At 65.2% G+C, this 26,952-nt stretch carries 19 protein-coding genes, 3 tRNA genes and 3 rRNA genes; 12 read left to right on the top strand and 13 right to left on the bottom strand.

The window, feature by feature from the left end; genetic code table 11:
- Positions 1–132 precede the first annotated feature (132 nt).
- A protein-coding gene (locus ACZ5M6_RS06700; RefSeq protein ID WP_464159735.1) for an IS3 family transposase occupies positions 133–1,322 on the top strand; the annotation gives its coding sequence in 2 pieces (ribosomal slippage) (positions 133–391 and positions 391–1,322; 1,191 coding nt in all).
- Between the two features lie 165 nt (positions 1,323–1,487).
- Here the strand turns inward: ACZ5M6_RS06700 and ACZ5M6_RS06695 are convergent.
- The 8 genes from ACZ5M6_RS06695 to ACZ5M6_RS06660 form a co-directional block, all read right to left on the bottom strand.
- Positions 1,488–1,564: transfer RNA gene (locus tag ACZ5M6_RS06695), tRNA-Met, on the bottom strand.
- Between the two features lie 69 nt (positions 1,565–1,633).
- A 5S ribosomal RNA gene (gene rrf / locus ACZ5M6_RS06690) occupies positions 1,634–1,748 on the bottom strand.
- Positions 1,749–1,835: 87 nt separating this feature from the next.
- Positions 1,836–4,621 (bottom strand): 23S ribosomal RNA (locus tag ACZ5M6_RS06685).
- A gap of 228 nt (positions 4,622–4,849) precedes the next feature.
- Positions 4,850–4,925 (bottom strand) — tRNA-Ala (locus tag ACZ5M6_RS06680).
- Between the two features lie 58 nt (positions 4,926–4,983).
- Positions 4,984–5,060: transfer RNA gene (locus tag ACZ5M6_RS06675), tRNA-Ile, on the bottom strand.
- Between the two features lie 208 nt (positions 5,061–5,268).
- Positions 5,269–6,729 (bottom strand): 16S ribosomal RNA (locus ACZ5M6_RS06670).
- The 16S, 23S and 5S rRNA genes sit together here with 3 tRNA genes alongside, the layout of an rRNA operon.
- Before the next feature lie 634 nt (positions 6,730–7,363).
- Positions 7,364–7,792: a CBS domain-containing protein gene (locus tag ACZ5M6_RS06665; protein ID WP_183216983.1), complete on the bottom strand. Its 429-nt coding sequence runs from the start codon at positions 7,790–7,792 to the stop codon at positions 7,364–7,366.
- 91 nt (positions 7,793–7,883) lie between these two features.
- Positions 7,884–8,600, bottom strand: coding sequence for a rhomboid family intramembrane serine protease (locus ACZ5M6_RS06660; protein ID WP_464159971.1), 717 nt, complete (start codon positions 8,598–8,600; stop codon positions 7,884–7,886).
- Between the two features lie 115 nt (positions 8,601–8,715).
- On the opposite strand from ACZ5M6_RS06660, the gene hfaA reads away from it, so the two are divergent.
- From hfaA to hfaD, 3 genes are read left to right on the top strand one after another with little or no spacing between them, the layout of a single operon-like run.
- A complete protein-coding gene (gene hfaA, locus ACZ5M6_RS06655) occupies positions 8,716–9,159 on the top strand; it encodes a holdfast anchoring protein HfaA (protein ID WP_152949709.1) in 444 nt (147 codons plus the stop codon).
- The gene (hfaB, locus tag ACZ5M6_RS06650) at positions 9,156–10,172 is read left to right on the top strand and encodes a holdfast anchoring protein HfaB (protein WP_182715113.1); all 1,017 of its coding nucleotides are present in this window, start codon (positions 9,156–9,158) and stop codon (positions 10,170–10,172) included. The genes hfaA and hfaB overlap by 4 nt, the downstream gene beginning before the upstream one ends.
- Complete coding sequence (hfaD, locus tag ACZ5M6_RS06645; RefSeq protein ID WP_321208175.1) at positions 10,099–11,214, top strand: holdfast anchor protein HfaD; 1,116 nt, start codon at positions 10,099–10,101, stop codon at positions 11,212–11,214. The genes hfaB and hfaD overlap by 74 nt, the downstream gene beginning before the upstream one ends.
- A gap of 89 nt (positions 11,215–11,303) precedes the next feature.
- On the opposite strand, the gene ACZ5M6_RS06640 is transcribed toward hfaD, so the two are convergent.
- The gene (locus ACZ5M6_RS06640) at positions 11,304–11,963 is read right to left on the bottom strand and encodes a hypothetical protein (protein ID WP_182715112.1); all 660 of its coding nucleotides are present in this window, start codon (positions 11,961–11,963) and stop codon (positions 11,304–11,306) included.
- A gap of 86 nt (positions 11,964–12,049) precedes the next feature.
- Positions 12,050–13,450, bottom strand: a complete 1,401-nt coding sequence (locus ACZ5M6_RS06635) for a S8 family serine peptidase (protein WP_464159970.1) — start codon at positions 13,448–13,450, stop codon at positions 12,050–12,052.
- Positions 13,451–13,502: 52 nt separating this feature from the next.
- On the opposite strand from ACZ5M6_RS06635, the gene ACZ5M6_RS06630 reads away from it, so the two are divergent.
- The 3 genes from ACZ5M6_RS06630 to ACZ5M6_RS06620 all read left to right on the top strand — a co-directional run bounded on the left by ACZ5M6_RS06630 (position 13,503) and on the right by ACZ5M6_RS06620 (position 17,775).
- Positions 13,503–14,006: an RNA polymerase sigma factor gene (locus tag ACZ5M6_RS06630; protein WP_224764463.1), complete on the top strand. Its 504-nt coding sequence runs from the start codon at positions 13,503–13,505 to the stop codon at positions 14,004–14,006.
- Positions 14,003–14,725, top strand: a complete 723-nt coding sequence (locus ACZ5M6_RS06625) for an anti-sigma factor family protein (protein WP_182715110.1) — start codon at positions 14,003–14,005, stop codon at positions 14,723–14,725. Before ACZ5M6_RS06630 ends, ACZ5M6_RS06625 begins: the two co-directional genes overlap by 4 nt.
- A gap of 161 nt (positions 14,726–14,886) precedes the next feature.
- Complete coding sequence (locus ACZ5M6_RS06620) at positions 14,887–17,775, top strand: M16 family metallopeptidase (protein ID WP_464159969.1); 2,889 nt, start codon at positions 14,887–14,889, stop codon at positions 17,773–17,775.
- 140 nt (positions 17,776–17,915) lie between these two features.
- On the opposite strand, the gene ACZ5M6_RS06615 is transcribed toward ACZ5M6_RS06620, so the two are convergent.
- Positions 17,916–18,809 (bottom strand): hypothetical protein, encoded by an 894-nt coding sequence (locus ACZ5M6_RS06615; RefSeq protein WP_464159968.1) that lies wholly within the window; start codon positions 18,807–18,809, stop codon positions 17,916–17,918.
- A gap of 310 nt (positions 18,810–19,119) precedes the next feature.
- Here ACZ5M6_RS06615 and ileS point away from each other — a divergent pair, with 310 nt between their 5' ends.
- From ileS to ACZ5M6_RS06590, 5 genes are all read left to right on the top strand, one after another.
- Positions 19,120–22,044: an isoleucine--tRNA ligase gene (ileS, locus tag ACZ5M6_RS06610; protein ID WP_464159967.1), complete on the top strand. Its 2,925-nt coding sequence runs from the start codon at positions 19,120–19,122 to the stop codon at positions 22,042–22,044.
- Positions 22,045–22,297: 253 nt separating this feature from the next.
- The gene (locus ACZ5M6_RS06605) at positions 22,298–23,566 is read left to right on the top strand and encodes a cation:proton antiporter domain-containing protein (RefSeq protein WP_054764999.1); all 1,269 of its coding nucleotides are present in this window, start codon (positions 22,298–22,300) and stop codon (positions 23,564–23,566) included.
- A 46-nt stretch (positions 23,567–23,612) separates the two neighbouring features.
- Entirely contained in the window at positions 23,613–23,810 is a 198-nt protein-coding gene (locus tag ACZ5M6_RS06600; RefSeq protein WP_152949704.1) for a DUF2093 domain-containing protein, read from the top strand.
- Positions 23,807–24,676 (top strand): M23 family metallopeptidase, encoded by an 870-nt coding sequence (locus ACZ5M6_RS06595; protein ID WP_464159966.1) that lies wholly within the window; start codon positions 23,807–23,809, stop codon positions 24,674–24,676. The genes ACZ5M6_RS06600 and ACZ5M6_RS06595 overlap by 4 nt, the downstream gene beginning before the upstream one ends.
- A gap of 67 nt (positions 24,677–24,743) precedes the next feature.
- Positions 24,744–25,253 carry a response regulator gene (locus ACZ5M6_RS06590; protein ID WP_054764996.1) on the top strand — a complete coding sequence of 170 codons (510 nt, stop codon included), beginning with the start codon at positions 24,744–24,746 and terminating at the stop codon, positions 25,251–25,253.
- On the opposite strand, the gene ACZ5M6_RS06585 is transcribed toward ACZ5M6_RS06590, so the two are convergent.
- Together ACZ5M6_RS06585 and ACZ5M6_RS06580 are read right to left on the bottom strand one after the other, a co-directional pair.
- Complete coding sequence (locus ACZ5M6_RS06585) at positions 25,196–26,179, bottom strand: lysophospholipid acyltransferase family protein (RefSeq protein ID WP_054764995.1); 984 nt, start codon at positions 26,177–26,179, stop codon at positions 25,196–25,198. The two genes, ACZ5M6_RS06590 and ACZ5M6_RS06585, sit on opposite strands and share 58 nt — an antisense overlap.
- Positions 26,169–26,939 (bottom strand): SDR family NAD(P)-dependent oxidoreductase, encoded by a 771-nt coding sequence (locus tag ACZ5M6_RS06580; protein ID WP_183216963.1) that lies wholly within the window; start codon positions 26,937–26,939, stop codon positions 26,169–26,171. Before ACZ5M6_RS06580 ends, ACZ5M6_RS06585 begins: the two co-directional genes overlap by 11 nt.
- Between the last annotated feature and the right edge of the window lie 13 nt (positions 26,940–26,952).

Genomic DNA, 26,952 nt, shown 5'->3' with positions numbered 1-26,952 from the left:
CTGCAAGGCCGCCCGCAGCGATCGAGCGCGCCGAAGCCAGCGTTGAGTCCAGACCGGGGCTGAGTCCATGACGTGACCCCCTGAAGCTCCTCCAGGAATAGCTAGAATCCGCCCCTCGAAAGGACGGACGGAATGAAGCGATCACGGTTCACGGAAGAGCAGATCATCGGGATCCTGCGCGAGCAGGAGGCCGGTGTTCCGGTGGCGGACCTTTGCAGGACACACGGGCTAAGCTCGCCGACCTTCTACAAGTGGAAGGCCAAGTTCGGCGGCATGGACGTGTCGGAGGCCCGGCGTCTGAAGGCGCTGGAGGACGAGAACGCCAAGCTGAAGCGGATGCTGGCGGACGCGATGCTGGACAACGTCGCGCTGAAGGATCTGCTGGGAAAAAAGTGGTGACGCCCGCTGCGCATCGAGAGGCTGTGGCGCACCTGCGGTCGGTCCACGAGATGAGCGAGCGGCGGGCGTGCCGGGTGCTGGGCGTGGATCGGACCAGCGTGCGCTATCGGGCGACGCGCCCTGACGATGGCGCTTTACGAGATCGACTGAGGACCCTGGCCCAGGAGCGACGTCGGTTCGGCTATCGCCGGCTGCACGTTATGCTCCGGCGCGAGGGTCATGTGGTGAACAGGAAGCGGGTTCAGCGGCTCTATCGCGAGGAGAAGCTGACGGTCCGACGGCGCGGCGGGCGCAAGCGCGCCATGGGCACCCGTCGGCCGCTGGATGAGCCGCTGGTCGCCAACCAGCGCTGGTCGTTGGACTTCGTCTCCGACCAGATGACTGACGGGCGGCGCTTCCGCATCCTGACGGTGATCGACAACTGCACCCGCGAGTGCCTGGCGCTCGTGGCCGACACCTCGCTGTCGGGCCGGCGGGTCGTGCGCGAGCTGGATGCCATCATCGTCCGTCGGGGTCGTCCCGAGACGATCGTCAGCGACAACGGCACCGAGCTGACCTCGAACGCGATCCTATCCTGGGCCGACGAGACGGGGGTGGGCTGGCACTACATCGCGCCGGGCAAGCCGCAGCAGAACGGCTTCAATGAGAGCTTCAACGGTCGTCTGCGCGACGAGCTGCTGAACGAGACGCTGTTCCGGTCCCTCCCGCACGCCCGGCTCGTGCTCGAAACCTGGCGGCGCGACTACAATGAAACCCGGCCGCACTCGAAGCTGGGATGGCTGACGCCCGAGGCCTACGCAAAGGCGCTCACCGGACACATCGGCCGGCCTGCTGCGCGGGTTGATGGCTGCGCAGACCGGCCTCTTGCCAACCACGCCAACCCCAGCTCAGATCAACCCAGGACTCTCGTTATGGCTGGATGAGAAACGGGGGTCACGTCATCCAGGACCGTCGAGCCGGTTCGCTCGAGAACAACCTCACTTCAGCTGCTGGGACGCTGGGCGTTCGGGTCCGAGATGGGGCGGGGCGTGCCTGTAGGTTCAGACAGCAAAAACCCGCTAGATCGTTGATCTAACGGGTTTAAAACTTGGGTGCGGGAGCAGGATTTGAACCTGCGACCTTCAGGTTATGAGCCTGACGAGCTACCGGGCTGCTCCATCCCGCGGCAGGGGTGGTTTGTGGAGGAAGAAGGGGTTCGACAAGGATTTTTCATCATCGGCTGTCCGCCTGGTAGACCCGGCGGCGACCTACTCTCCCGCGCCTTGAGACGAAGTACCATTGGCTCTGGAGGGCTTAACGACCGAGTTCGGAATGGGATCGGGTGGGGAACCTCCGACATAGCCACCAGGTCAACGAGGCGGACAGCGGATGATGAGAAGACATTGTCGTGACGATCATCGGGTGATTGATGATCATCGAATGAGTTTTGCTGAGAAACGATCAAACCGATCGGATTATTAGTACCAGTAAGCTTCACGCGTCGCCGCGCTTCCACACCTGGCCTATCAACGTGGTAGTCTTCCACGATCCTCAGCGAAGCCTTGTTTTGAGGTTAGTTTCCCGCTTAGATGCTTTCAGCGGTTATCTATTCCATACTTAGCTACCCTGCTGCACAGCTGGCGCCATGACAGGTACACCAGAGGTATGTCCATCCCGGTCCTCTCGTACTAGGGACAGATCCTCTCAAGCTTCGAACACCCACGGCAGATAGGGACCAAACTGTCTCACGACGTTCTGAACCCAGCTCACGTACCACTTTAAATGGCGAACAGCCATACCCTTGGGACCTGCTCCAGCCCCAGGATGTGATGAGCCGACATCGAGGTGCCAAACTTTGCCGTCGATATGGACTCTTGGGCAAAATCAGCCTGTTATCCCTAGAGTACCTTTTATCCGTTGAGCGATGGCCCTTCCACTCGGGACCACCGGATCACTATGGCCGACTTTCGTCTCTGCTCGACTTGTCAGTCTCGCAGTCAGGCGAGCTTATGCCATTGCACTCGACGAGCGATTTCCGACCGCTCTGAGCTCACCATCGCGCGCCTCCGTTACACTTTGGGAGGCGACCGCCCCAGTCAAACTACCCACCACGCCATGTCCCGGGACCGGATAACGGTCCTCGGTTAGACGTCAACGACAGTAAGGGTGGTATTTCAAGGACGACTCCACCAGAGCTGGCGCCCCGGTTTCATAGTCTCCCACCTATCCTACACATACGGTCGCTAACGCCAAGGCGAAGCTATAGTAAAGGTTCATAGGGTCTTTCCGTCTGACCGCGGGAACCCCGCATCTTCACGGGGAATTCAATTTCACTGAGCCTGTGCTGGAGACAGTGGGGAAGTCGTTACGCCATTCGTGCAGGTCGGAACTTACCCGACAAGGAATTTCGCTACCTTAGGACCGTTATAGTTACGGCCGCCGTTTACCTGGGCTTCAGTTCGGAGCTTTCACTCCTCCCTTTAACCTTCAGGCACCGGGCAGGCGTCAGACCCTATACGTCGCATTGCTGCTTCGCAGAGCCCTGTGTTTTTGCTAAACAGTCGCTACCCCCTGGCTTGTGCCACTCAGTCCTGGTTGCCCAGGGTGAGTCACGCTTATTCCGAAGTTACGCGTGCAATTTGCCGAGTTCCTTCAGCACAGTTCTCTCAAACGCCTTGGTATGCTCTACCTGACCACCTGTGTCGGTTTCGGGTACGGTCTCTGCTGGAGTTATTTCCTGGGACGACGCCCCCGCACACACAATCCAATAAGTGGGTACGAGTTATGCCATCCGTCACTTCCAGCTGGTGCAGGAATATTTACCTGCTTCCCATCGACTACGCTTTTCAGCCTCGCCTTAGGGGCCGACTAACCCTGCGCAGATTAGCTTTACGCAGGAACCCTTGGTCTTTCGGCGAGAGTGTCTCTCACACTCTTATCGTTACTCATGTCAGCATTCTCACTTCCGATACCTCCAGCCAGGCTCACGCCTGACCTTCACCGGCTTACGGAACGCTCCGCTACCGCTTGCACAAAGTGCAAACCCATATCTTCGGCGACTGGCTTGAGCCCCGTTACATTTTCCGCGCAGGATCGCTTGATCAGTGAGCTGTTACGCTTTCTTTAAAGGATGGCTGCTTCTAAGCCAACCTCCTGATTGTCAAAGCAATCCCACATCGTTTCCCACTTAGCCAGTACTTGGGGGCCTTAGATGATGGTTAGGGTTGTTTCCCTTTTCACGACGGACGTTAGCACCCGCCGTGTGTCTGCCCGATAGTTCTCTTAGGTATTCGGAGTTTGGTTAGTATTGGTACCGCTCGCGCAGCCCGCAACCATCCAGTGCTCTACCCCCTAAGGAATTCGTCGGACGCTCTACCTAAATAGATTTCGCGGAGAACCAGCTATGTCCAAGTTTGATTGGCCTTTCACCCCTATCCACAAGTCATCCGAGAATTTTTCAACATTCACCGGTTCGGTCCTCCAGTTGGTGTTACCCAACCTTCAACCTGCTCATGGATAGATCACTTGGTTTCGGGTCGTCATACGTCGAACTTAGCGCCCTATTCAGACTCGCTTTCGCTGCGCCTACACCTAACGGCTTAAGCTTGCTCGACACATGAAGTCGCTGACCCATTATACAAAAGGTACGCCGTCACCCCGCTTGGGGGCTCCGACTGCTTGTAGGCTTCCGATTTCAGGATCTGTTTCACTCCCCTTGTCGGGGTGCTTTTCACCTTTCCCTCACGGTACTTGTTCACTATCGGTCGTAGAGGAGTACTTAGGCTTGGAGGGTGGTCCCCCCATGTTCAGACAGGATTTCACGTGTCCCGCCCTACTCGAGTCTCTTGCTGTTTGATGACTACGGGGCTTTCACCCACTATGGCCGACCTTTCCAGATCGTTCGTCTTTATTTCACAAGAGCACTGGCCTGGTCCCGGTTCGCTCGCCACTACTACGGGAGTCTCGGTTGATGTCCTTTCCTACGGGTACTGAGATGTTTCAGTTCCCCGCGTTCGCTTAATGAAGCCTATGTATTCAGCTCATTATACCTTTCAACAATCCGCCAATCGCTGACCCGGCCGAAGCCGGAACAGAGTTGGAAGACTGTAAAGGTGGGTTCCCCCATTCGGAAATAACCGGATCAAAGGGTGCTAGCGCCTCCCCGGTTCTTATCGCAGCTTGCCACGTCCTTCATCGCCTCTCTACGCCAAGGCATCCGTCAGAAGCCCTTCAACGTTTGATCGTTTCTCAGCAAAACTCATGCTTGGTCTATTCCGCCCGACTGGAAAGGCGCCGGGGGACCAAGCCTGATTTTTGTCAGACAATGTCTTCTTATCGAACCAGACCTAAAAGCTCAGGGGAGCCGGCCTCATTCTTCCTTCACAATATCAATGCACATCACCCATTCAGGTAACGGCAAACTTGTATGCGATGCGCGCCTCTGGTCATTCGCCTCTCGCCGCTCGGCGAGTGGTGGAGCCAGACGGAGTCGAACCGACGACATCCTGCTTGCAAAGCAGGCGCTCTACCAACTGAGCTATGGCCCCTTCTCAGGGTCAAGCCAGGAGAGCTGTCGACGAACCGTCCAGATGGATCCTAGAGAGCTGGTAGGCCCGGGCAGACTCGAACTGCCGACCTTACGCTTATCAGGCGTACGCTCTAACCACCTGAGCTACGGGCCTAGGGCAGCGCGACAGCCAGGAGTTCCGGGCTCGCGATCGCGTCACCAACCCCGCGACCCGTATAGCCGAGGCGTCGATGACGAAAGTGGAAAGAGAAACGGAGACGGCGGCATCCTGCCGTTTTGCTTTGCGCTACCGCATTGCTGCTTGAGCGCATCGCTATGCGGAGCCTCAATAGTCTCGTGAGAGACTGGAGAAGCATCCTTAGAAAGGAGGTGATCCAGCCGCAGGTTCCCCTACGGCTACCTTGTTACGACTTCACCCCAGTCGCTGACCCTACCGTGGTCGCCTGCCTCCTTGCGGTCAGCGCAGCGCCTTCGGGTAGAACCAACTCCCATGGTGTGACGGGCGGTGTGTACAAGGCCCGGGAACGTATTCACCGCGGCATGCTGATCCGCGATTACTAGCGATTCCAACTTCATGCCCTCGAGTTGCAGAGGACAATCCGAACTGAGACGACTTTTAAGGATTAACCCTCTGTAGTCGCCATTGTAGCACGTGTGTAGCCCACCCTGTAAGGGCCATGAGGACTTGACGTCATCCCCACCTTCCTCCGGCTTAGCACCGGCAGTCCCATTAGAGTTCCCAACTGAATGATGGCAACTAATGGCGAGGGTTGCGCTCGTTGCGGGACTTAACCCAACATCTCACGACACGAGCTGACGACAGCCATGCAGCACCTGTGTCCCAGTCTCCGAAGAGAAAGCCACATCTCTGTGGCGGTCCGGGCATGTCAAAAGGTGGTAAGGTTCTGCGCGTTGCTTCGAATTAAACCACATGCTCCACCGCTTGTGCGGGCCCCCGTCAATTCCTTTGAGTTTTAATCTTGCGACCGTACTCCCCAGGCGGATTGCTTAATGCGTTAGCTGCGTCACCGAAATGCATGCATCCCGACAACTAGCAATCATCGTTTACGGCGTGGACTACCAGGGTATCTAATCCTGTTTGCTCCCCACGCTTTCGAGCCTCAGCGTCAGTAATGAGCCAGTATGTCGCCTTCGCCACTGGTGTTCTTCCGAATATCTACGAATTTCACCTCTACACTCGGAGTTCCACATACCTCTCTCACACTCAAGACACCCAGTATCAAAGGCAATTCCGAGGTTGAGCCCCGGGATTTCACCCCTGACTTAAATGTCCGCCTACGCTCCCTTTACGCCCAGTAATTCCGAGCAACGCTAGCCCCCTTCGTATTACCGCGGCTGCTGGCACGAAGTTAGCCGGAGCTTCTTCTCCGGGTACCGTCATTATCGTCCCCGGTGAAAGAATTTTACAATCCTAAGACCTTCATCATTCACGCGGCATGGCTGCGTCAGGCTTTCGCCCATTGCGCAAGATTCCCCACTGCTGCCTCCCGTAGGAGTTTGGGCCGTGTCTCAGTCCCAATGTGGCTGATCATCCTCTCAGACCAGCTACTGATCGTCGCCTTGGTGAGCCTTTACCTCACCAACTAGCTAATCAGACGCGGGCCGCTCTAAAGGCGATAAATCTTTCCCCCGAAGGGCACATTCGGTATTAGCACAAGTTTCCCTGAGTTATTCCGAACCTAAAGGCACGTTCCCACGTGTTACTCACCCGTCCGCCACTAAGTCCGAAGACTTCGTTCGACTTGCATGTGTTAGGCCTGCCGCCAGCGTTCGCTCTGAGCCAGGATCAAACTCTCAGGTTGAGTTGACTTCTGACCTAAAGCACTAAGACCATCCCAAAGGACGTCTTGGCGTTAGTTCTACGTATTTGTTTGACGAGTTCCCACCCGTCGATCCTAAGACCGACGCATGGTATCTTTTCAAAAAGACCGCAGATAGTCAGTGTCGTATGATAGCCCCTAGGACTATCGCAAGGACACCGCCGCCTGCGTTTCTCTTTCCATATCAACAATGTCAAAGACCAGAACCGCCAAAGCGGCCCGACTTGTTTAGCGCCTCGTCGTCGGCGGAGGCGGCGATTTAGAGACCGCCGAACCTCATGTCAACCGCTCTTTTCAGAGATTTTGCAGATCCAAGACCAAGGCCTCAAAACCACAAAAAACCACCGCAAGGAAAACCAAGAGGCCTTCCTCTTAACCGTTCGGCGATTCGATTGGAGCGCGGAACCTATTGAAACCAACCCAGGAAAGCAAGAAGTTTTTCAACCCCTCAACTCCCCCAAAACTCCCGAAACCAAAGTCCCAAAAGCCTCAAAGGCCGGCCCGTCTCCGAGCGAGGCAGCCCTATACGGGCCACCCTCCTAACCCGCAACCAGATTCTGAAGGCGGAGGAAAGATTCTCACCGACTCTCGGTCGGTCGAGCCGCAGCCCCGCCGCTCAGCCCGCCGCTATATAGGTCTTGAGGCTTTCGGCCTCGCGGGCGTGTTCTTCGATCTGGCGTTTGACGAGGTCGCCGATCGAGACGACGCCGACCAGGGTCTCTCCGTCCAAGACCGGCAGATGGCGAATCCGTCGGTCCGTCATCCGGCTCATGACGACCGACAAACTTTCGCGCGGCTGGGTGAAGATGACCTTGGCGGTCATATAGTCCTGAACGGGTCGGGCGAGGGCGTTTGGGCCGTCGGCCGCCACGGCCTTGACCACATCCCGTTCCGAAAAGACGCCCACGACGGCGTCTCCGTTCTGGACCACCAGAGCGCCTACGCGTTTGGCGTCCAGCGCCTGACACGCCCGGGCCACCGTCACATCGGCGGTAATGGAATAGACGGCGTTTCCCTTGGTCTTGAGGATCTCGGCGACGAACATCGCGGCTCCTTCTCTCTGTTAGGAGACGACCGCAGGGCCGGGATGGCGACAGGGCCGCTCGGACCGATGATCGCTCAGGGACGCCGGGGAATCAAATGGCCGAATCGGCGCCGCCTGAGCGTCCCGCGTGCGACGTCGTTCCGAAAGCGCGTCCCAGGGGTCCGATCGCCAAAAGGCCGGCGAAGAAGCCGAAGGCATGGGCCTCCCAGGCGATTCGCGCGCCGTCGGCGCCGGGGGCATAGCCGATCAGGCCGGTCACGGCGTTGACCGCCATCCAGGCGATGGAAGCCGCGATCACACGCCGGTCCAACAGGCTGAGGACTCTGCCGCCCCTCCAGCCCTGTGGCGCTCCCATCAGTCGGGTCGCCCCGCCGATCAGCCCAAAGACGGCGCCCGACGCTCCCACCATCGGATCGGAAGATCCCCAATGCACCAGCCCGTAGCCCAGGGCCGCGATGACGCCACACCCTATATAGAAGAGCAGAAAGACGCTCGATCCGAAGCGTTCGCCAAAAAGCCGCGCGACCGGCGCGCCGAAGGCCAGGGCGCCGACCGCATTCATCAGGGCGTGGGCCCATCCACCGTGCAGCAGCATGGCGGTGAACAGCCCGCCCCAACGGCCGTTCTGCAGGTCGATCGGCGCAAAGGCCATGCTGGCGCCCATGTCGGGCAATTGGCGCTGAAAGAAGAACAGCACCGGCATGGACAGGGCGACCACGACCACCGACAGGGGCGCGTTGAATACAGCCTCTGATTTGGGCGGATCTGAATGCGAGGGGCCGTCGAATCGATCGTCAGGTTCGGACATGGTTTTCAATGGGTGACGATTTCGCCGATCTCAAGCGCTTCTTAATAACCTTAACCCAGTTTAGCGGGTGGATCGCGGTTCGATCCCTTGGTTCGTCGACGCGCAAGGAGTCCCCATGCCGGTCCAGAGGCCGATCGCCCCCCTGACGATGGCGCTTGCGGTCGTCCTGGCGGTCCCGACGCTGGCGGCCGCCCAGACCACGGGCTCGGCCGGCGTGGCGCGCTTTCAACAAGGCTATGGGGCGGCGCGAAGCGCCACCCAGGCTGCAGCGACCGGCTCGACACGCGACGCCAACGGCAACCGCATCATCGTCAACGGTCTGATCCAGTCCGGCGCCTCCTCCTATTCCAGCCAATCCGGCGGCGTAGCCTCGGCCTATGCCGGCGCCGGCGCATCGAGCAGCGGGGGCGCGGCCATCGGCGGCTCGACCGCCGTCGGCAATCAACTGAACGTGGTGGTTCAGGGCAGCCACAACACCGTCATCGTCAATTCGAAACAGACCAACAACGGCGACGTCACCGCCGGCACGGCTCTGAACGGAAGCCTCACCCTGCCATGAGCCGACCTGTCTTCATTCGCACCGGCGCTGCGTCGATTGCGGCCGCCCTGCTGCTGGCCGGCTGCGTCAGTCCGGTCGCAGGGCCGTCGGGCCAGTATGCGACGCCGATCGGCAATGCGCCGGTCACCGCCAACCCAACCCCCTATTCGACCGCCCTCTACTGCCTGGCCGACTACGCCCGCCGCTATAATCTGCCCTCGCCGCGCATGGCCGTGGGGCGGATCAGCGACTATACGGGCACCGTCTCCTCCGACGGCGGGCGCCAGATCACCGGCGGCGCCTCGCTGATGGCCAACTCGGCCCTCGCCAAGGCCGGCGCGCGGATCGTCGAACGTTACGACACCTCGGTGTCGGAGCTTGAGCTGCGCTACGCCAACAACAAGCTGATCGGCGACGCCACGCCCGAAGCCCAGGGGCCGGAAGACACCCAGTACCGCCGCATCCTGGCCGGCCAGGTGCCGGGTTCGGACTTCTACATCGTCGGCGGCATCACCGAGGTAAACTACAACATCCGCTCGGGCGGATTCGACGCCGCCGTGGGCGAGGTGGACAGCGACCGGCCCGGTTCCGGCATCGCCACCCACCGCACCTATGTGATGAACATCGCCATGGATCTGCGGCTGGTTCAGACCACGACCCTGGAGGTCGTGGACGTGGTCTCCTATCAAAAGCAAATCATCGGCCGCGAGATCTCGGCGGGCGTGTTCGACTTCCTGAACGGCAATGTCTTCGACATCTCGGCCGGGTCCGGCGGGATGGAGCCGGTGCAACTGGCCGTCCGCGCCCTGGTCGAACGGGCCACGGTCGAGTTCATGGCCAATCTTTACGGCGCCCCCGGCCCCGAAATCTGCCTCAACGCCGCCAACGACCCGCTCGGCGATTCCACCGTCGGTCCCACCGGCGGCTATTACCCGGCCTATCCCACTACGGAGACGAACAATGGCCAGACTCGCGCCGATCCGTCTCGCTGGCATGATCGCCGCGACGGCGACGTTCGCCGCTCTCGCTACTGAGACGAGGGCCCAGCAAGCGCCGGTCTGCGACGCCCAGACCGGCTCCACCTGCACCAGCACCCAGACGATGACCGGCGAGGTCACCGGCGCGGTGAACCTGGACGTGGCCGTGGGCCAGCTTCAGGTGACCAATGACGTTGCGGGCAATCTTCTGGTCGGAGGCGTCGATCAGGCGGCCGCCGACCTGACCGCGCGCCAGACCATGACGGGTCCGTCCGTCACGGCCCGCACCGCCGTGCGGGCGCCGACCGCCCATATCGAAGACGGCGCCGCCGTCGCCACCACGGCGGCGGCCAATCATATCGCGCTCAGCGGATCGTCCGCCTCGATCACCGGCGCCCTAGACCAGTCAGCTCAAACCCCCGTCCTGGCCGAGACCGTCGCCGATGTTCAATACATCCCCGCCCCCGCCGAATTTTCTGCCCATGCGGCAGCCAACCTGGTCCAGGCCTCGACCGACGGCGCCTCGCACCAGGATTTGACGGTGCGCCAGGCCAACGCCCCGTCGACCATCGAGGCCCGTACCGACGTCTATGTCGACAACGCCTGGAACCTGGCCGCCCGGGCCGGCGCCGGGGGCAACCGGATCGTCCTGTCGAACGCCGGCGGCTCCTTGGTCGCAACGACCGACCAGACCAACCAAGGCCGGATCCGCGCCGTCGCCCAGGCCCAGACCAATCTACAAGGTCAGACCACCGTCGCCGCCCGCGCAGTGGCCAACGAGACCGTCGCCGGCAACCAGGACATATATCTGGAGCTGGACAACACCCAGCTGAACACCGGCGGGGTCGAGGCGACCGCGACCTATACGGGCGTCAGCGGCTATGACGCCTATGTCGGCGCCGAAGCCGTCGGCAACAGCGTGACGGGGTACGCCTGTTCCCAGTGCGGCGGCGAGGTTCACGTGACGAACAGCCAGACCAATGACGCCAATGTCACCGCCACGACCAGTGCGACGATCGGCGCCGGCCGCGCCGCCGTCGTCGGCGCCACCGCCGTGGGCAACAGCGCGACCTTCTACGTCAGCCGACCGGGCGGTTGAGCGCATAAGGTCCGAGATCAGGCTTCTCGCCAAAAGGGCCCCGCCGGCTGAACCGACGGGGCCCTTCTTAACATCTATCGGTCGTCAACTCAGTTCGGACGAACGCTGCCGCCAGCCGAAACGCCGACCGAGGCCGAGGCGCCGTTGCGGTTCGCAGACGCCGACCCATTGGCGTCAGCGTCAGCTGAGGCGCGGCGCGTGGGTGTTTGGGTCTGGGCCTGGCCTTGCCCCGAGCCCGAGGCGGAGCCGCCGCTGCTGGACAGGGCGCTGTTCAACAGGGCCGAACCCTGAGCTTGGCCTTCGCCTTGGGCGGGGCTCGCAGCGTTGGCGACGCCGTTGACGGTTCCGTTCAGCGCGCCTTGGGCCCGCCCCTGGGTGGAGGCGGCGGTCGAAGCGACGCGGTCACGGGTGTTCACCGCAGCATTCTCAGCCCTGGCGCGGTTGCGTTCGGCGGTTGCGGCGGCGCGGGCCTGAGCCTGCTGAGCGCGGCGCTCGGCGCGGGTCAGGGTCTGATTGGTGGTCGAGGCGACGCCGTCACGAATGCGCGAACCGTCGATCGCGCCCGACACGCCTCCGGTCAGAGAGCCGGCGCCACCGATCTGGCCGCCGGTCATGCTTCCGACCTGGCCGCCCAGGCCGCCGGCCAAACCACCGGTCAGGCCGCCGGAACCGCCCAGGACCTGAGCTTGCGATGCGCCGGCCAGAGCCAGGCCGAAAGCGACGGTCGCGGTCATCAGGGTCTTCTTCATCGTCAATCTCCTGCATGTCTCGGGCATCTCGCCCTCGCAGTGTCCAACGACCGGCCGTCGAGATTTCATCCCGACCCTTCGATATTTTATCGAGCCAGCCGTCCGCGCGCACCCATCGTCTGCGGCGCCGCGCGAGATCCGACGCCCACCAAGCCCTGGCCGTAGACGGCGTCGCGGCCGCGCGCCCCCAAGTCGGCGGCGCTGCGCGCCAAGGCGGCCTGACCCTGGCGCGCTACAAGTCCAGCCACGATGGGGGCGGCGAAGGAGGTTCCCCGCACGCTGGTCCAGCGGCCGGCGGGCGCCGCGGCGGCCATGTCGGCGCCCGGAGCGGCGAAGGCGACCTGGGGGCCGCGCGCCGCCTCCGGCAGAACCTGGTCGCGGGCGTTCACGGCCGTGACGCCGATCACCCCGTCATAGGCGGCGGGATAAAGCGGCGGGGCGGCCGGGCCGTCATTGCCCACCGCCGCCACCACCGTCAGACCCCGCGCCTGGGCCCGCTGGATCGCGCGTTCGACCAAGGCGTTGCGCGGGCCGACCAGGCTGACGTTCACCACCCCGACCCTCTGTTCGATCATCCAGGCCAGGGCCTGGGCCAGGGCGGTCGATGAGCCGCCCTCCGCTTGGCCGCCATAGATGTCGGCGACGCGCAGATCGGCGCCCGGCGCGCCGCCAGCGAACGGGCCGCTGCGCCCGACCATCAAGGAGGCGACGGCCAAGCCATGCGCGCCCATGCGCGGCGGCCCGGCGAAACCCCGCTGCACGACCTGCGATCCGACGAGAGCCGGATGGGTCGCCTCGACGCCGGTGTCGATCAGACCCAGCTTAGGGCCGGCGTCTCCACCAGCGCTTGAGGATTGCTTCGCGAGCCCGCCCTCCTCCGATGACACGGCGCCGGCCGTGTCGTGGATATGGTTGAAGGTCACGTCAGCCTGTGGGTCCAATCTCTTCAAACGCGCGACAGCCCGCGCAAGGGACAGGCCGCGCGGCGGGGAAAGGACCAGGCTGGTCAGTTCAAGAGCCTCAAGCCGCTCCTCCCGCAGAACGGTGAAACCTGCGCTCGTCGCCAGAGCGCGGGCGGCGGGCGACAGGTCCAGGGCCACGATCTCGCCACGCACCACGGGCCAGCCCTGGGGGTCTGCCTCCAGCGCCCCGTTGGAACGCCGCACGAGTTGCGTCAGACGCGCCGGCGCCCTCAGGGCTTGATCGATCCCCTGGCGTCCCAGGCGATCAACCTCGTCCAGACCCGGCAGCCGCTCCGTCAGACGGTCAGGCAGACGATCCGGCAGACTTTGCCCCACGCCCGGAATTGTGGGAACCGGCAAAGATCCGATCTGGGCCTGGGCCGGTGCAGCGGTGATCAGCGGCGTCAGCCCCAGCGCCGCCAGGCCGATCAACGCCAAGGTCCGTTTCCACCGCATCATCCACTCCTTCCGGCCCCGCGCCACTTCGTCCTTGCGTCGGGCGGCGTTCCGTTCTCGATATGCCATGGATGAAACGCCTGGGCTCGTTCGTTTCATCCCGCATGGAAAAGGACGACACGTGGACGATTTTCAGACGGGGCTGGTGGAGCTTCTGCCGCGCCTGCGCCGATTCGCCCGCATCCTCCGCCCCCACGACGCAGACGCGCAGGATTTGGTGCAACAGACGGTGGAACGCGCCCTGGCGTCGCGGCGCGGTTTCAAGACCGGCACGCGGCTGGACAGTTGGACCTTCACCATCATGAGACGGATCGCCATAGACGACGGTCGCGCACGCCAGCGCTGGGGCCGGGTCCTGACGCCCGAGGACGAGGCCACGGCCCGTGTGCCCGACGCCGCCCAGGCGGACGAAGGTCTGCGCGCCGACGCCCGGCTGGTGCGCGACGCCATCCACGCCCTGCCCGAGGATCAGAAACATGCGGTCGCCCTCGTCCTGGTCGAGGGCCTGTCCTACGCCGAGGCGGCCCAGGTTTTGGGCGTGCCCGCCGGCACCCTGACCAGCCGTCTGGTGCGCGGCCGTCAGACCTTGATGCAGACGTTGGCCGAGCAGGGAGTGACGGGATGAACATCGACGATGAAACCCTGATGCGTTGGACCGACGGCGAACTGGCGCCCGATGCGGTCGCACGGCTGGAAGCGGCGGCCCGGACCGACTCCGCCCTGGCCGAACGGATGGCGACGGCGCGACGGTTGCGCGCGGCGACGCAGGCGGCCTTTCTGGTCCAGGTCGATCCCCGCGACCGTGATCTGTCGCGCCTGATCGCCAATGGCGGCCACGTCCGCGCAGCGCCGTTGGCGGGTTTGAAAGCCTGGTTGTCCCAAGCCCTCGCGCCGCGCCAGGCGCCGATCTGGGGCGGTCTGGCTGCGGCGGCCTTCGTCGCCGGGGTGCTGATAGGGCCGGGCCTGAACAGCGGCTCCGGCATCCGTGTCGCCGAGGACGGCGTCCTTGCCGACAGGGATCTGGTCAAGGTCTTGGATCGCCGCCTCGCGTCAGAGGGGGCGGACAACGCCGGTCGGGCCGTCGGTCTGACCTTCCAGGACGGCGAGGGCCGCTGGTGCCGCACGTTCCAGGCTCGAGACGACGGGCTGGCGGGCCTGGCCTGTCGCCGGTCGGACGGCTGGACCGTCCAGGCCCTGGCGCCCCTGTCGAGTCCAACCGGCGAAGTCCGCACGGCCTCGTCCGACACCCCCGCCGCCGTCCTTAGCGCGGTCGATGCCCTGATCGCCGGTCCCTCCGCCGACGCCGTCACTGAGGCGCGCGCCCGCGACGAAGGCTGGCGCTAGTCCTCGAACGGATTCCCTCTTCAAATTCACCGCTTGCAAAGCGCCTTCGACCCCGGAGGGGGCGTCGGGCGGTGCAAAAGGTCGCCTTGCCCTCGCCCCCACGCTCCCCTACTGCGGACAAAAGCCGCTCCGTCGGGGGTTGCGGCGTTGGGAGTGAGTTCATGCGTTCTGCGCGTCGTCTGCTGCTGCTGGCAGCCTCCGGGTTGGCTCTGTCTGCGGGGGCCTTCAGTGTTCCCGCCCTGGCTCTGGCGGCTTCCCCCGCCGCCGTTCAGGTGGAAGGACAGGTCGCGCCGTCCGATCCTTGGGCCCAGTCCGCCAGCGACGTTCCGGCCGATCCGGCGGTGCGCTACGGCCTGTTGCCGAACGGAATGCGCTACGCCCTGATGCACAACGCTACCCCGCCCGGCCAGGCGTCGTTCCGGCTGCGGATCGACGCGGGCTCCCTGATGGAGCGCGACGACCAGAAGGGGCTGGCCCACTTCATGGAGCATATGGCCTTCAACGGGACCAAGGACATCCCCGAGAATGAGATGCTGCGGATCCTGGAGCGACTGGGCCTGGCCTTCGGCGCCGACACCAACGCCTTCACCAGCTTCGACCAGACCGCCTATATGTTGGAGCTGCCCAACACCCAGGACGAGACGGTGGATACGTCGCTGCGGGTCATGCGGCAGATGATGGGCGACGCCCTGATGGCGTCGGACTCCATCGACGCCGAGCGCGGCGTGATCGAGGGCGAGGAACGCAGCCGCAACAGCCCGCAGATGCGGGTGCTGAAGACCCAGCTGGCCCTCCTGGCGCCGGGTCAGCGCCTGTCGCAACGCCTGCCGATCGGCGACCTGGAGGTGATCCGCACCGCGCCGCGCGAGCGCTTCGTGGACTTCTATGAGGCCTACTATCGCCCGTCGCGGGCGACCTTCATCGCCGTGGGCGACTTCGACCTGGACGCCATGGAGGCCAAGGTGCGCGGCGCCTTCGCCGACTGGACGCCCAAGGCGGCGGACGGGCCCGAGCCCGACCTGGGCCAGGTGCAGCCGCGCCAGCCCCAGACCAGCATCATTGTGGAGCCGGGCGTGCAGTCGTCGATCCAAATCAACTGGATCAAGGCGCCGGTCCTGGACCCCGACAGCTTCAACGAGCGGGCCGAGGACATTCGCCGCAGCCTGGGCTTAGCCGTGCTGAACCGACGGCTGGGCGAGATGGCGCGGGCCGACAATCCGCCCTTCCTCGGCGCCGGCGCCGGCTATCAGTCGCTGTTCGACAGCCTGGACGCCGGCGTCCTGTCGGTCAGCTTCACCCCGGGCCAGTGGAAGCGCGCCCTGGAGACCGTCGAACAGGAGGCGCGCCGCCTGACCCAATACGGGGTGACCGCGCCTGAACTTCAGCGCGAGATCACCGAATACCGCACCTCGCTTCAGAACGCCGTCGCCACCGCAGCGACCCGCTCCACCCCCGCCCTGGCCGGCGCCCTGCTGAACGCCGTCAACAGCGACACGGTCTTCACCGCGCCCCAGCAGAGCCTGGACCAGTTCGAACGGATCGTGGCCGACCTGACGCCTGAACAGGTAGACGCCGCCGTCCGCCCGGTATTCGAAGGCCAGGGGCCGCTGGTGCTCTTCACCAGCCCGGTCCCGGTCGAGGGCGGCGAGGCCGCCGTCACGGCCGCCCTGGAGGCGTCGCGTCAGGTGCCTGTGGCGGCTCCGGCCGATCAGGCGGCCCTGGAATGGCCCTACGCCGACTTCGGCGCGGCGGCGGCCCCGTCTTCGCGCACCGAGGTGTCGGACCTGGGGGCCGTGCTGGTGCGCTTCCCCAACGGCACGCTGCTGAACATCAAGAAGACCGACTTCCGCGACGATCAGATTCTGATCAGGGCCAAGACCGGCATCGGCTCCCTGGGGCTGCCGACAGACCGCTTCTCGCCCCTGTCCCTGGCCGATACGGTGCTGAACGCCGGCGGCCTGGGCAAGCTGACGGTGGATGAGGCGGATCGGGTCCTGGCGGGTCATGTGATCAACACCTCGGTCAGCCAGGGCGAAGACGGCTATGTCTTCAGCGGCTCGACCCGGCCTGAAGATCTGGCGCTGGAGCTTCAGGTGCTGACCGCCTTCCTGACCGATCCGGGCCTGCGCCCCGCCCCGCTGCAGCGCGCCCAGGCGGCCTATCCCCAAACCCTGGAGCAGCTGACGGCCACCCCCGGCGGCGCCTTTGCGGTGAAGGGCGGCGCGATCCTTGCCGGGGGCGACAAGCGCGCCGCCACGCCGACGGTCGAGGAGTTCCAGTCGGTTCAGATCGAGCCGCTGCGCGAGCAGATCAAGGCCGCCCTGGCCTCCGGCCCGGTCGAGATCACCGTCGTCGGCGATGTGGACGTGGATGCGGTGATCGCGGCCGTGGGCTCGACCTTCGGCGCCCTGCCCGCCCGCGGGGCGGCGCCGACGCCGCCGGCCGGTTCGGCCGAACGGCGCTTCCCCGCGCCGACGGCGACCCCGGTCCGGCTGACCCACACCGGCCAGGCCGAACAGGCCCTGGGCGTCGTGGCCTGGCCGACGACCGACCAGATCGGCGACCGCACCACCTCGCGCCGGCTGTCCCTGCTGTCGGCGGTGCTGCAGCTGCGGCTCAACGAAGACATCCGCGAGAAGCAGGGTCTGGCCTATTCGCCCAACGCCGGCTCCAGCACCTCCGATGTCTTCCCCGGCTACGGCTATATGGTCGTAGCGGCCGAGACGGCGCCGGCGTCCCTGCCGAAACTGTTCACCGCCGTGGACGCCATCGCCGCCGATCTGCGCGACAATCCGATCGGTGAGGACGAACTGAACCGCGCCCGCCGCCCGGCGCTGGAGCGTTTGCGCCGCAGCATGGCCGACAACGGCTATTGGCTGACCCAGCTGTCCGAGGCCCAGTCGGACCCCGCCTCGCTGGACCAGACCCGCAACAATATCGCGGTACTGGAAGCCGTCACGGCAGCCGACCTGCAACGGCTGGCGCAGCAGTATCTGAAGCCGGACACGGCCTGGCGCGCCGAGGTCGTGTCGGACAAGCTGGCCCAGTAAGAAAAACGGCCCCGGTTCCAAAGAGCCGGGGCCGAACCCTTTTCAGGGCAGTTTTCAGGATCATCGACGGAGACGTCGACGCCCCCATATCTCGCACGCGGCGTCTGAGCCGAGGCTGAACGGGGCGTGTCAGCTCCGGTTCAGAAGACCCGGCCGCCGACGCCGCCGTCCAGGGTGATGGCGCCGGTGACGACCGTCGCGCTCTGCACCTCTTCGCGGTATTCGGTGTATTCTTCCTCGCGATACATGGTCAGGATCTTCACCCCGGCGCCGTAGCGACGCAGCAGGGAGCGCTCGTTGCAGTCGCGCTCGGGCTTTTCGGGGCGGCATTCCAGCCGACCTTCGCCGCCGAACCACAGGGCCTCGTGCTTGTTGCAGGTCAGGGTCGCGCCGTGGTCGAATTTGATCTCACCCTCATAGTCGGCGATCGTCGCCTGAAGCCAGGTGCCGGCCAGGCAGCGGTAGATTTCGCCCTCATAGCCGTCGGCGATCTCGCGGTCCGGCTTCACCTGAGAGGCGGGATGCGGCACCTGGCGATCGTCGATACAGACGGCCTGGATCACCACGCGCTTCATCATCCGGCGATAGGCGGTGAAGGGCGTCCGCACCGTCTGGGCCAGACCCTCGACGGCCAGGCCCTGAATGGTGGTCGGATAGGGTTGGTCCACGGTCACATAAGCCGCACCGCCGCCCCCCCCGTAGCCATAGCCGCCCGCGAACCCGCCGGCTCGCGCGTTGATATAGGCCCGCGCGCCAGCGTTTGCGTTGGCGCCGGCGTTGGCGGACGCACCGGCGTTCACATTGACGTTCACATTGACATTGGTGTTGGACGACCAGTGGCCCCCGCCCTCGCCGCAGGAACCGCCGTCTCCGCAAGAGGGCGGGGGCGGGGGCGGCGGCGGCTCGCAGCAGGGCGGCGGCGGCGGCTCGCAGGCCGGTTGGCCGCAGCTCTGGGCGGCAGCCGCGCCGGCGACGCCCAGCATGGCCGCGCCGGCCGCCAGACCCAGCATCCAATTCCTGATCCGCTGCCGCATCGGCGGGACTCCCGAACGAATTCTCATCTCGCCCGAACAGACTTCCGGACGATCCAAACTTAACCAAGACGGCAAAAGCCTTTCGTTTCCGTTGAGACGCGGCGGTGTTCGGGATGGCGCAATGCCGCATCCGTCTGCTAGACCGCCTCCACAATGACCGTCCGCGTCCTCATTCGCCTGATTTCGATTAGCCGCCCGGCGTAGCGCCTCTGGGCCCTTGGCCCCGTGCACGCCGGGAACGACCGCCCTCAGCAGCGCGATAGGGCGAACGAAGACAGCGAACGCTCACCCCACGACGCCGAGACGACCCATGGCCGACGCCACCGACACCACCGACACCCCCTCCGGCCGCGACTATCGCGACACCGTCTTCCTGCCCGAAACGCCCTTCCCCATGCGGGGCGGCCTGCCGCAGAAGGAGCCGGCGATCCTGGAGCAGTGGGGCGACCTGTACGGCGCCCTGCGCGCCGAGCGGCAGAAGCAGAACGCGCCCCTGTTCGTCCTGCACGACGGCCCGCCCTACGCCAACGGCGACATCCACATCGGCCATGCGCTGAACAAGACGCTGAAGGATTTCGTGGTCCGCAGCCGTTTCCTGCTGGGCTATGACGTCGACTACGTCCCCGGCTGGGACTGCCACGGCCTGCCGATCGAGTGGAAGATCGAGGAACAGTTCCGCGCCAAGGGCCGCCGCAAGGACGAGGTGTCCAAGGACGAGTTCCGCGCCGCCTGCCGCGACTACGCCGGCAAATACATCGACCTGCAGAAGGAGCAGTTCCTGCGCCTGGGCGCCGTCGGCGACTTCGCCAACCGCTACGCCACCATGGACTTCAAGTCGGAAGCGGCTATCGTCGCCGAGTTCCACAAGTTCAAGAACTCGGGCCAGCTGTATCGCGGATCCAAGCCCGTCATGTGGTCGCCGGTCGAGCGCACGGCGCTTGCCGACGCCGAGATCGAGTACCACGACCATGTGTCGCCGACGATCTGGGTCAAGTTCCCGGTCACGGGCGCATCCGACGACCACCCCGACGATCTGCTGTCCTTCCGCAGCGGCACGCCCTCGGTCGTGATCTGGACCACCACCCCCTGGACCATCCCGGCCAACCGCGCGATCAGCTACGGCCCCGAGATCGCCTACGGCCTGTACGAGGTCACGGCCATGGAAGAGGGTCTGGAGTTCGCGCCCTGGGCCAAGCCGGGCGACCGTCTGATCGTCGCCGACAAGCTGGCGGAAGACGTGTTCAAGGCCGCCAAGATCGCCGCCTGGACCCGCGTCTACGACATCAATCCATCGGGCCTGGAATGCGCCCACCCGCTGGCCGCGCTCGACAGCGGCTACGGCTTCTCCGTGCCCCTGCTGGCCGGCGACCATGTGACCGACGACGCCGGTACGGGCTTTGTCCACACGGCGCCGGGCCACGGCGCCGACGACTTCGAGGTGTGGAAGGCCCACGGTCATCACGAGGTGCCGGATACGGTCGATCCGGACGGCGCCTATTACCCTCACGTCCCCCTGTTCGCCGGGCTGAAGGTTCTGGAGACCGAGGGCAAGAAGACCGGCAAGTTCGGTCCCGCCAACGGGGCGGTGATGGAGAAGCTGATCGAGGCCGGCAATCTCTTGGCGCGCGGGCGGCTGGAGCATTCCTATCCGCACTCTTGGCGGTCCAAGGCGCCGATCATCTTCCGCAATACGCCGCAGTGGTTCATCCGCATGGACCAGCCCTTGAAGAGCGGCGACACCCTGCGCGAAACGGCGTTGAACGCCATCGACGACACCGCCTTCCACCCGGCGGCGGGCAAGAACCGCATCCGGTCGATGGTCGAGGGGCGTCCCGACTGGCTGGTCAGCCGCCAGCGCGCCTGGGGCACGCCGCTCGCCATGTTCATCGACAAACAGACCGGCCAGCCCCTGCATGATCCCGAGGTCGACGCCCGCATCGTCGCGGCCGTGGCCGAACACGGCGCCGACATCTGGTTCACCGCGCCGGACAGCGACTTCCTGGGCGCTCACGACCCGGCCCGCTACGAAAAGGTCGAGGACATTCTGGACGTCTGGTTCGACTCCGGTTCGACCCACGCCTTCACCCTGGATCCGCGCCTGCCCGAGCACGGCTATACGGGCGACCGCCCGGCGCATTGGCCGGCCGACCTCTATCTGGAAGGGTCGGACCAGCACCGCGGCTGGTTCCAGTCGTCGCTGCTGGAAGGTTGCGGCACCCGTGGCCGCGCCCCGTTCAAGGCGGTCCTGACCCACGGCTTCACCCTCGACGAGAAGGGGGAGAAGATGTCCAAGTCCAAGGGCAATACGACCGATCCCCTGACCATCATCAAGGAGAGCGGCGCCGACATCCTGCGCCTGTGGGTGGCTCTGGTCGACTATTCCGAGGATCAGCGGATCGGCAAACAGATCCTGCAGACCACGGTCGACGCCTATCGCAAGCTGAGGAACACGGTCCGCTATCTGCTGGGCGCCTTGGCCGACTTCGACGAGGCCGAGCGGCTGACCGACTACGACCAGTTCCCGCCGCTGGAGACGTTCATCCTGCACCGCCTGTGGGAGCTGGACGCCCATGTGCGCCAGGCCTACGCCGAATACCGATTCCAGGACGTGGTGCGCCCCGTGCTGGAGTTCTGCTCCAACGACCTGTCGGCCCTGTATTTCGACATCAGGAAGGACAGCCTGTACTGCGACCGCCCCGACGCCCTGCGCCGCCGGGCCGCCCGCACGGTGATGGTCGAGGTGTTCGCCCGCCTGACCGCCTGGCTCTCGCCGCTGACGCCCTTCACGATGGAAGAGGCCTGGACCACGCGGTTCCCGGAAGGTGGAAGCAACTGCCTGCGGGTGATGCCGGAAACGCCGGCGGAGTGGGAGAATGCGGCCGAGGCGGCTCGGTGGGCGAAGATCAACACCGTCCTGGAAGTCGTCAACGAATCCCTGGAGGCCGCCCGTCGCGACAAGCGGATCGGCGGGGCGCTGGACGCCTGGCCCACCGTAACGGCCCCGGCCGGGACCTTCGCCCCGTTCGACGGCCTGGACGCGGCCGAGATTTTCCGCACCTCTGGCGCTGAACTGGTCGAAGGCGAGGCCCTGGCCGTGACCGTGAACCTGGCCGACTATCCCAAATGCGCCCGCTCCTGGCGGCGCGTCCCCGACGTCGGCTCCGACCCCGACTACCCCGACCTGTCGGCGCGCGACGCCGATGCGGTCCGGTACTGGGACCAGACGCGACGCTGACCTCAAGACCCTCCCCCGCCTGCGGAGGAGGTGGGCCGGCGTCCGCGCAGCGGACCAGGCTCGGAGGGGGAGGTGTCGCCTGAAGGAAGACCTCCCCCATCGTCAAGCGTATTGCTGTGCGCCTCGACCTGCTGCTCCCCCCGCAAGCGGGGGAAGGTCTGAACGCGACACTGCGTCATCTTGAAAAAGCGGCCTGCGGCCACCAACTGCGACGTCTCCGAACAGCGCGCCCTTCCCCTTCGCAGGAGCCCCGATGACGCATGCCGACAGCCTGATTCTCACCCTGGTCGGAGGCTTCGTCCTCGCCTTCGTGTTCGGCATGTTGGCCAATCGTCTGAAACTGTCGCCTCTGGTCGGCTATCTGGTCGCGGGGATCGTCGTCGGTCCCTATACGGCGGGGTTCGTCGCCGATCTGGAACTGGCGCCCCAGTTGGCCGAGATCGGCGTGATCCTGCTGATGTTTGGAGTCGGTCTGCATTTTTCGCCCAAGGATTTGATGCAGGTGCGCAAGGTCGCCGTGCCCGGCGCCCTAGTCCAGATCGCCGCCGCCACCGCCCTGGGCTGGGTCCTGGGCCGGACCTTGTTGGGCCTCGGCGACGTCGAGGCCCTGCTGATGGGCTTCTCCCTTTCGGTCGCCTCCACCGTCGTTCTGCTGCGGGCGCTGGAAGAGCGCAAACAGGTCAAGGGCGAAATCGGGCGGATCGCCGTCGGCTGGCTGATCGTCGAGGACATGGTGATCGTCATCGCCCTGGTCATGCTGCCGATGATCCTCGTCCCGGCCGGAACCCAGGCCGACCTGGGCGCCCTGGGCATGAACATCGGCTGGACCCTGTTGAAGGTAGGCCTGTTCGTCGCCGGCATGCTGGTGGTCGGCGGGCGTCTGATCCCCTGGCTCCTGGTGCGGATCGCCCATACCCGGTCGCGCGAACTCTTCACCCTGGGCGTCCTGGCGATCGCTCTGGGCATCGCCTGGCTGGCCTATTATCTGTTCCATTCGTTCGCCCTCGGCGCCTTCCTCGCCGGGCTGGTCATGAACGCCTCTCCCCTTGGGCATAATGCGGCCGAACGGTCCCTGCCCCTGCGGGACGCCTTCGCCGTCCTGTTCTTCGTCTCGGTGGGCATGCTGTTTGACCCGATGATCCTGGTGCGCGATCCGCTGGCGGTTCTGGGCGTCCTGGCCATCGTCATCGTCGGCAAGTCGCTGGCGGCCCTGGTCATCACCCACGGCTTCAGGCTGGATCGCTCGACCGGCCTGACCGTCGCGGCCTCCCTGGCCCAGATCGGCGAATTCTCCTTCATCCTGGCGGCCTTGGGCGTCTATCTGGGGGCCATGAGCCGAGAGACCCACGATCTGATCCTGGCGGCGGCCCTGCTGTCGATCTCGCTGAACCCCTTCGTCTTCCTGCTGACGGATCGGATGGGAGGGCGGCCCCGCCCGCCCGTCGCCGGCTCGCCCGAGGCCAAACAGGCGGCGATAGACCACGCGGCGGAAAAGGCCGCATCGAATCCGGCCACCGCCTGAGCCGACGCCTCTTGGCGGGCGCTCGGGATCGTCGTTAACTGCGGCCATGGACGAGCCCCTTTCAGCCCAGGCGGTGCTTCACTACGGCGACGGGGAGTTCGCAGTGCTGAAGCCCGGCCGTTTCGTGCGCTGCGCCGTGACGGAGAAGCCCATTCCCCTGGAGGTGCTGCGGTACTGGAGCCCCAGCCGGCAGGAAGCCTATTTCGGCCCAGCCGAGTTCATCGCCCGGATGCAGCCTGAATGATCGGCCGCCGGCCCCTGCTGCTGGGCCTGGCCGCTGCGGTTGCGACGCCCCGCGGCCTGGGCGCCGCCGCGCGCGGCGAGACGCCGTCCGCCCTGCCCCTGGCGATGAACGGCGCCTGGCGACAAGGCGGCTACGCCCTGGGTCGCACGGCGTCGCGCGCCCTGATTTTCGTGGATGGAGAGGCCCTGAGCACCGCCTCCGCCGACGGCCTGTTCATCGTGGGCTTTGACCGAGACGCCGCCGCAGAGGTGGACATCGAAGCCCGCGACGGCGCGCAATCCACCCGACGCCGCATCGCCGTGGCCCCCTATGACTTCCCCTCGACACGGATCGACGGCCTGCCGCCGGCCACGGTCGAGCCCAGCGATCCGGCCCTGCTGGAGCGCATTCGCCAGGAGGTCCTGGTCAAGACCGAGGCCTTCGCCAGCCGGGCTGATACGGACGACTTCCGCGACGGCTTCGTCTGGCCGCTGGAGACCTATCGCGTCTCCAGCGCCTGGGGCGCCCAGCGCGTTTTGAACGGCACGCCCGCGCGGCCCCATTACGGCGTCGATCTGGCCGCGCCGATCGGAACCGTCATCCGGGCGCCGGCCGACGGCCGCGTGATCTTCACCCGGCCCGACATGCATTTCGAGGGCGGTCTGACCCTGATCGATCATGGTCAGGGGCTGATCAGCGCCTATCTTCACCAGTCGCAGATCGACGTCGCGGCCGGTCAGACCGTTCGTCGCGGCGATCCGATGGGGCGGGTCGGCATGAGCGGCCGCGCGACCGGCCCGCACCTGTGCTGGCGCTTGAAATGGCGCGAGCGCAACCTGGACCCCTCGCTTCTGATCGGCGCCCGGCCGCCCGAGCGCCTGGCCTGATTCGCGGCCGCTTGCCTGCCTAAGGGAAATCCCTTATATTGCGCCTTCGTGCTAGGCGGGAGGCCGAATGCCGCATCTTCAATCGCTGAATGTGCTGCTGGTCGATGACAATCAGCACATGCGCACCATCGCAGCGGCCGTCCTGCATTCCGCCGACATCCACCGGGTGTATGAGGCCGGCGACGGGGCGGAAGCCTTCGAGGTTTTGCGCCGTCAGCCCATCGACCTGGCTCTGGTCGATTACAACATGTTCCCGATGGACGGGGTCGAGTTCACCCGGCGGGTCCGGAACCGCCCCGACAGCGCCAACATCTATCTGCCCATCATCATGATGAGCGGCCATGCCGAGAAGCACCGCGTCTACGCCGCCCGCGACGCCGGGGTCACCGAGTTTCTGGTCAAGCCGATCACGGCCAAGGCCATTCTGGACCGGATCAACGCCGTCATCTTCCGACCCCGTCCGTTCGTGAAGACCGCCACCTATTTCGGACCCTGCCGCCGTCGCCGCGAGGCCGACGACTACTGCGGCCCGTTCCGCCGTTCCGCCGACGGGGCGGCCGCTTCCAACGCGGCGTAAACCCGGTCGGGCCACCGTTTGTGGACCCAGAACCAGTCTTCGGGAACTTCGCGCACCCGGTCTTCGACGAAGCGGTTGGCGGCCTGGATTCCGGCCAGGACGGCGGCGGCCTTGTCTTCGGTTTCACGCACTGTGATCGGCTCATGGGCGGTCACGCGAAAGCGCGCCCCAGGCAGCCGCACCACCGACAGCGGCTGCATCACGGTTCCGAACTTCAGGGCCAGCCGCGCCGCGCCCGGCGAGGCGTTGACGGGCTGACCGAAAAACTCGACCTCCGGCCCCTGATTGTATTTCTGGTCGACCAGCAGGGCGATGGAATCGCCCCGCTTCATCCCGGCCATCAGATCGCGCGTCCCGTCCCCCTTGGGCGCGAACAGCCGGATGCCGTAACGCTCTCGGCTCTTGCGGATCTGGGCGTCGACATAGGGATTGTTGGCGGCGCGATAGGTGACTTGGCACGGCACGCCCGAGGCCATGATGACCGCCGCCATGACTTCGAAATTGGCCAGATGGCCCGAGATCAGGACTGCGGGGCGCCCGCTGTCGCGCAGAGCGTGCAGCCGCTCCATCCCCACCACCTCGACCCGCCCACCGGCCGGGGTCAGCTGATCCATCACCGCCAGTTCGGCGAAGGTGCGGCCCGTGCGGTCCCACTGTTCGCGCGCCAGGGCCTCGCGACGATCCGGCGGCATCTCGGGAAAGGCGATGCGCAGATTTCGCATTACCGTCTTCTGCGTACCGGTCAGCGGCCCCAGGGTCCTCAGCAACCAGCCCCCCAGGGCCGAGGCCCGCTCGACGCCCAAAAGGCGCAGGAAGGCGAACAGGGCCTGAAAGCCGACGGCCTCTAGGCGCCAGATGACGTCCTGCTTCCAATCTGTGGCGCGACCGCCCCTTGGGCCGTCTGCGCGCGTGTCTTCACCAGGCAATCGTCAATCCGCCGTCCACCACCAGGGTCTGTCCGGTCACATAGGCCGAAGCAGGGCTGCACAGATAGACCGCCGTGCCCGCGATTTCATCGGGCTGGCCGATCCTTTTCAGCGGCGCCGGCTCAGTGACGGTCTTCAGCAGCTCCGGATTCTCCCACAGATATTTGGCGAAGTCGGTCTGGACCAGGCCCGGCGCAATGCAGTTGACGCGCACATTGGACGGCCCCCACTCCACGGCGAGATTGCGCACCAGCTGCATGTCGGCGGCCTTGGAGATGTTGTAGGCGCCGATCAGGGCGTTGCCGCGCAGGCCTCCGATCGAGGAGATCACCAGGATGGCGCCGTCCTTGCGCTCCACCATCTGGGGGGCGACCATCTGGATCAGCCAATGGTTGGAGATGACGTTGTTCTGAAGGATCTTTTCGAACTGCTCGTCGGCGATCCCGGCCATCGGCCCGGCGTAGGGATTGGTCGCGGCGTTGCAGACCAGGATGTCGATTCGGCCGAAGGCGGCGTTGGTTTCATCGACCAGCCGTTGCAGGTCTTCCTTGGAGGCGATGTTGGCCGGAACCGCGATGGCGCGGCCGGCTCCGTACTTTGCGTTGATCTCGGCGGCGGCCTCATCGCAGGGTCCGGCCTTGCGCGAGGATATGACGACCCGGGCGCCGTGTTCGGCCAGACGCTCGGCTATGGCCTTGCCGATGCCGCGCGATGAGCCGGTGATGATGGCGACCTTGCCGGTGAGATCGAACAGTTCCATTGCGTTTCCCTTG

It is taken from the genome of Brevundimonas sp. Br13 (genome assembly GCF_055391505.1).
The sequence above is the reverse complement of the archived record's forward strand: the minus strand, read 5'-3'. Positions and strand labels throughout refer to the sequence as shown.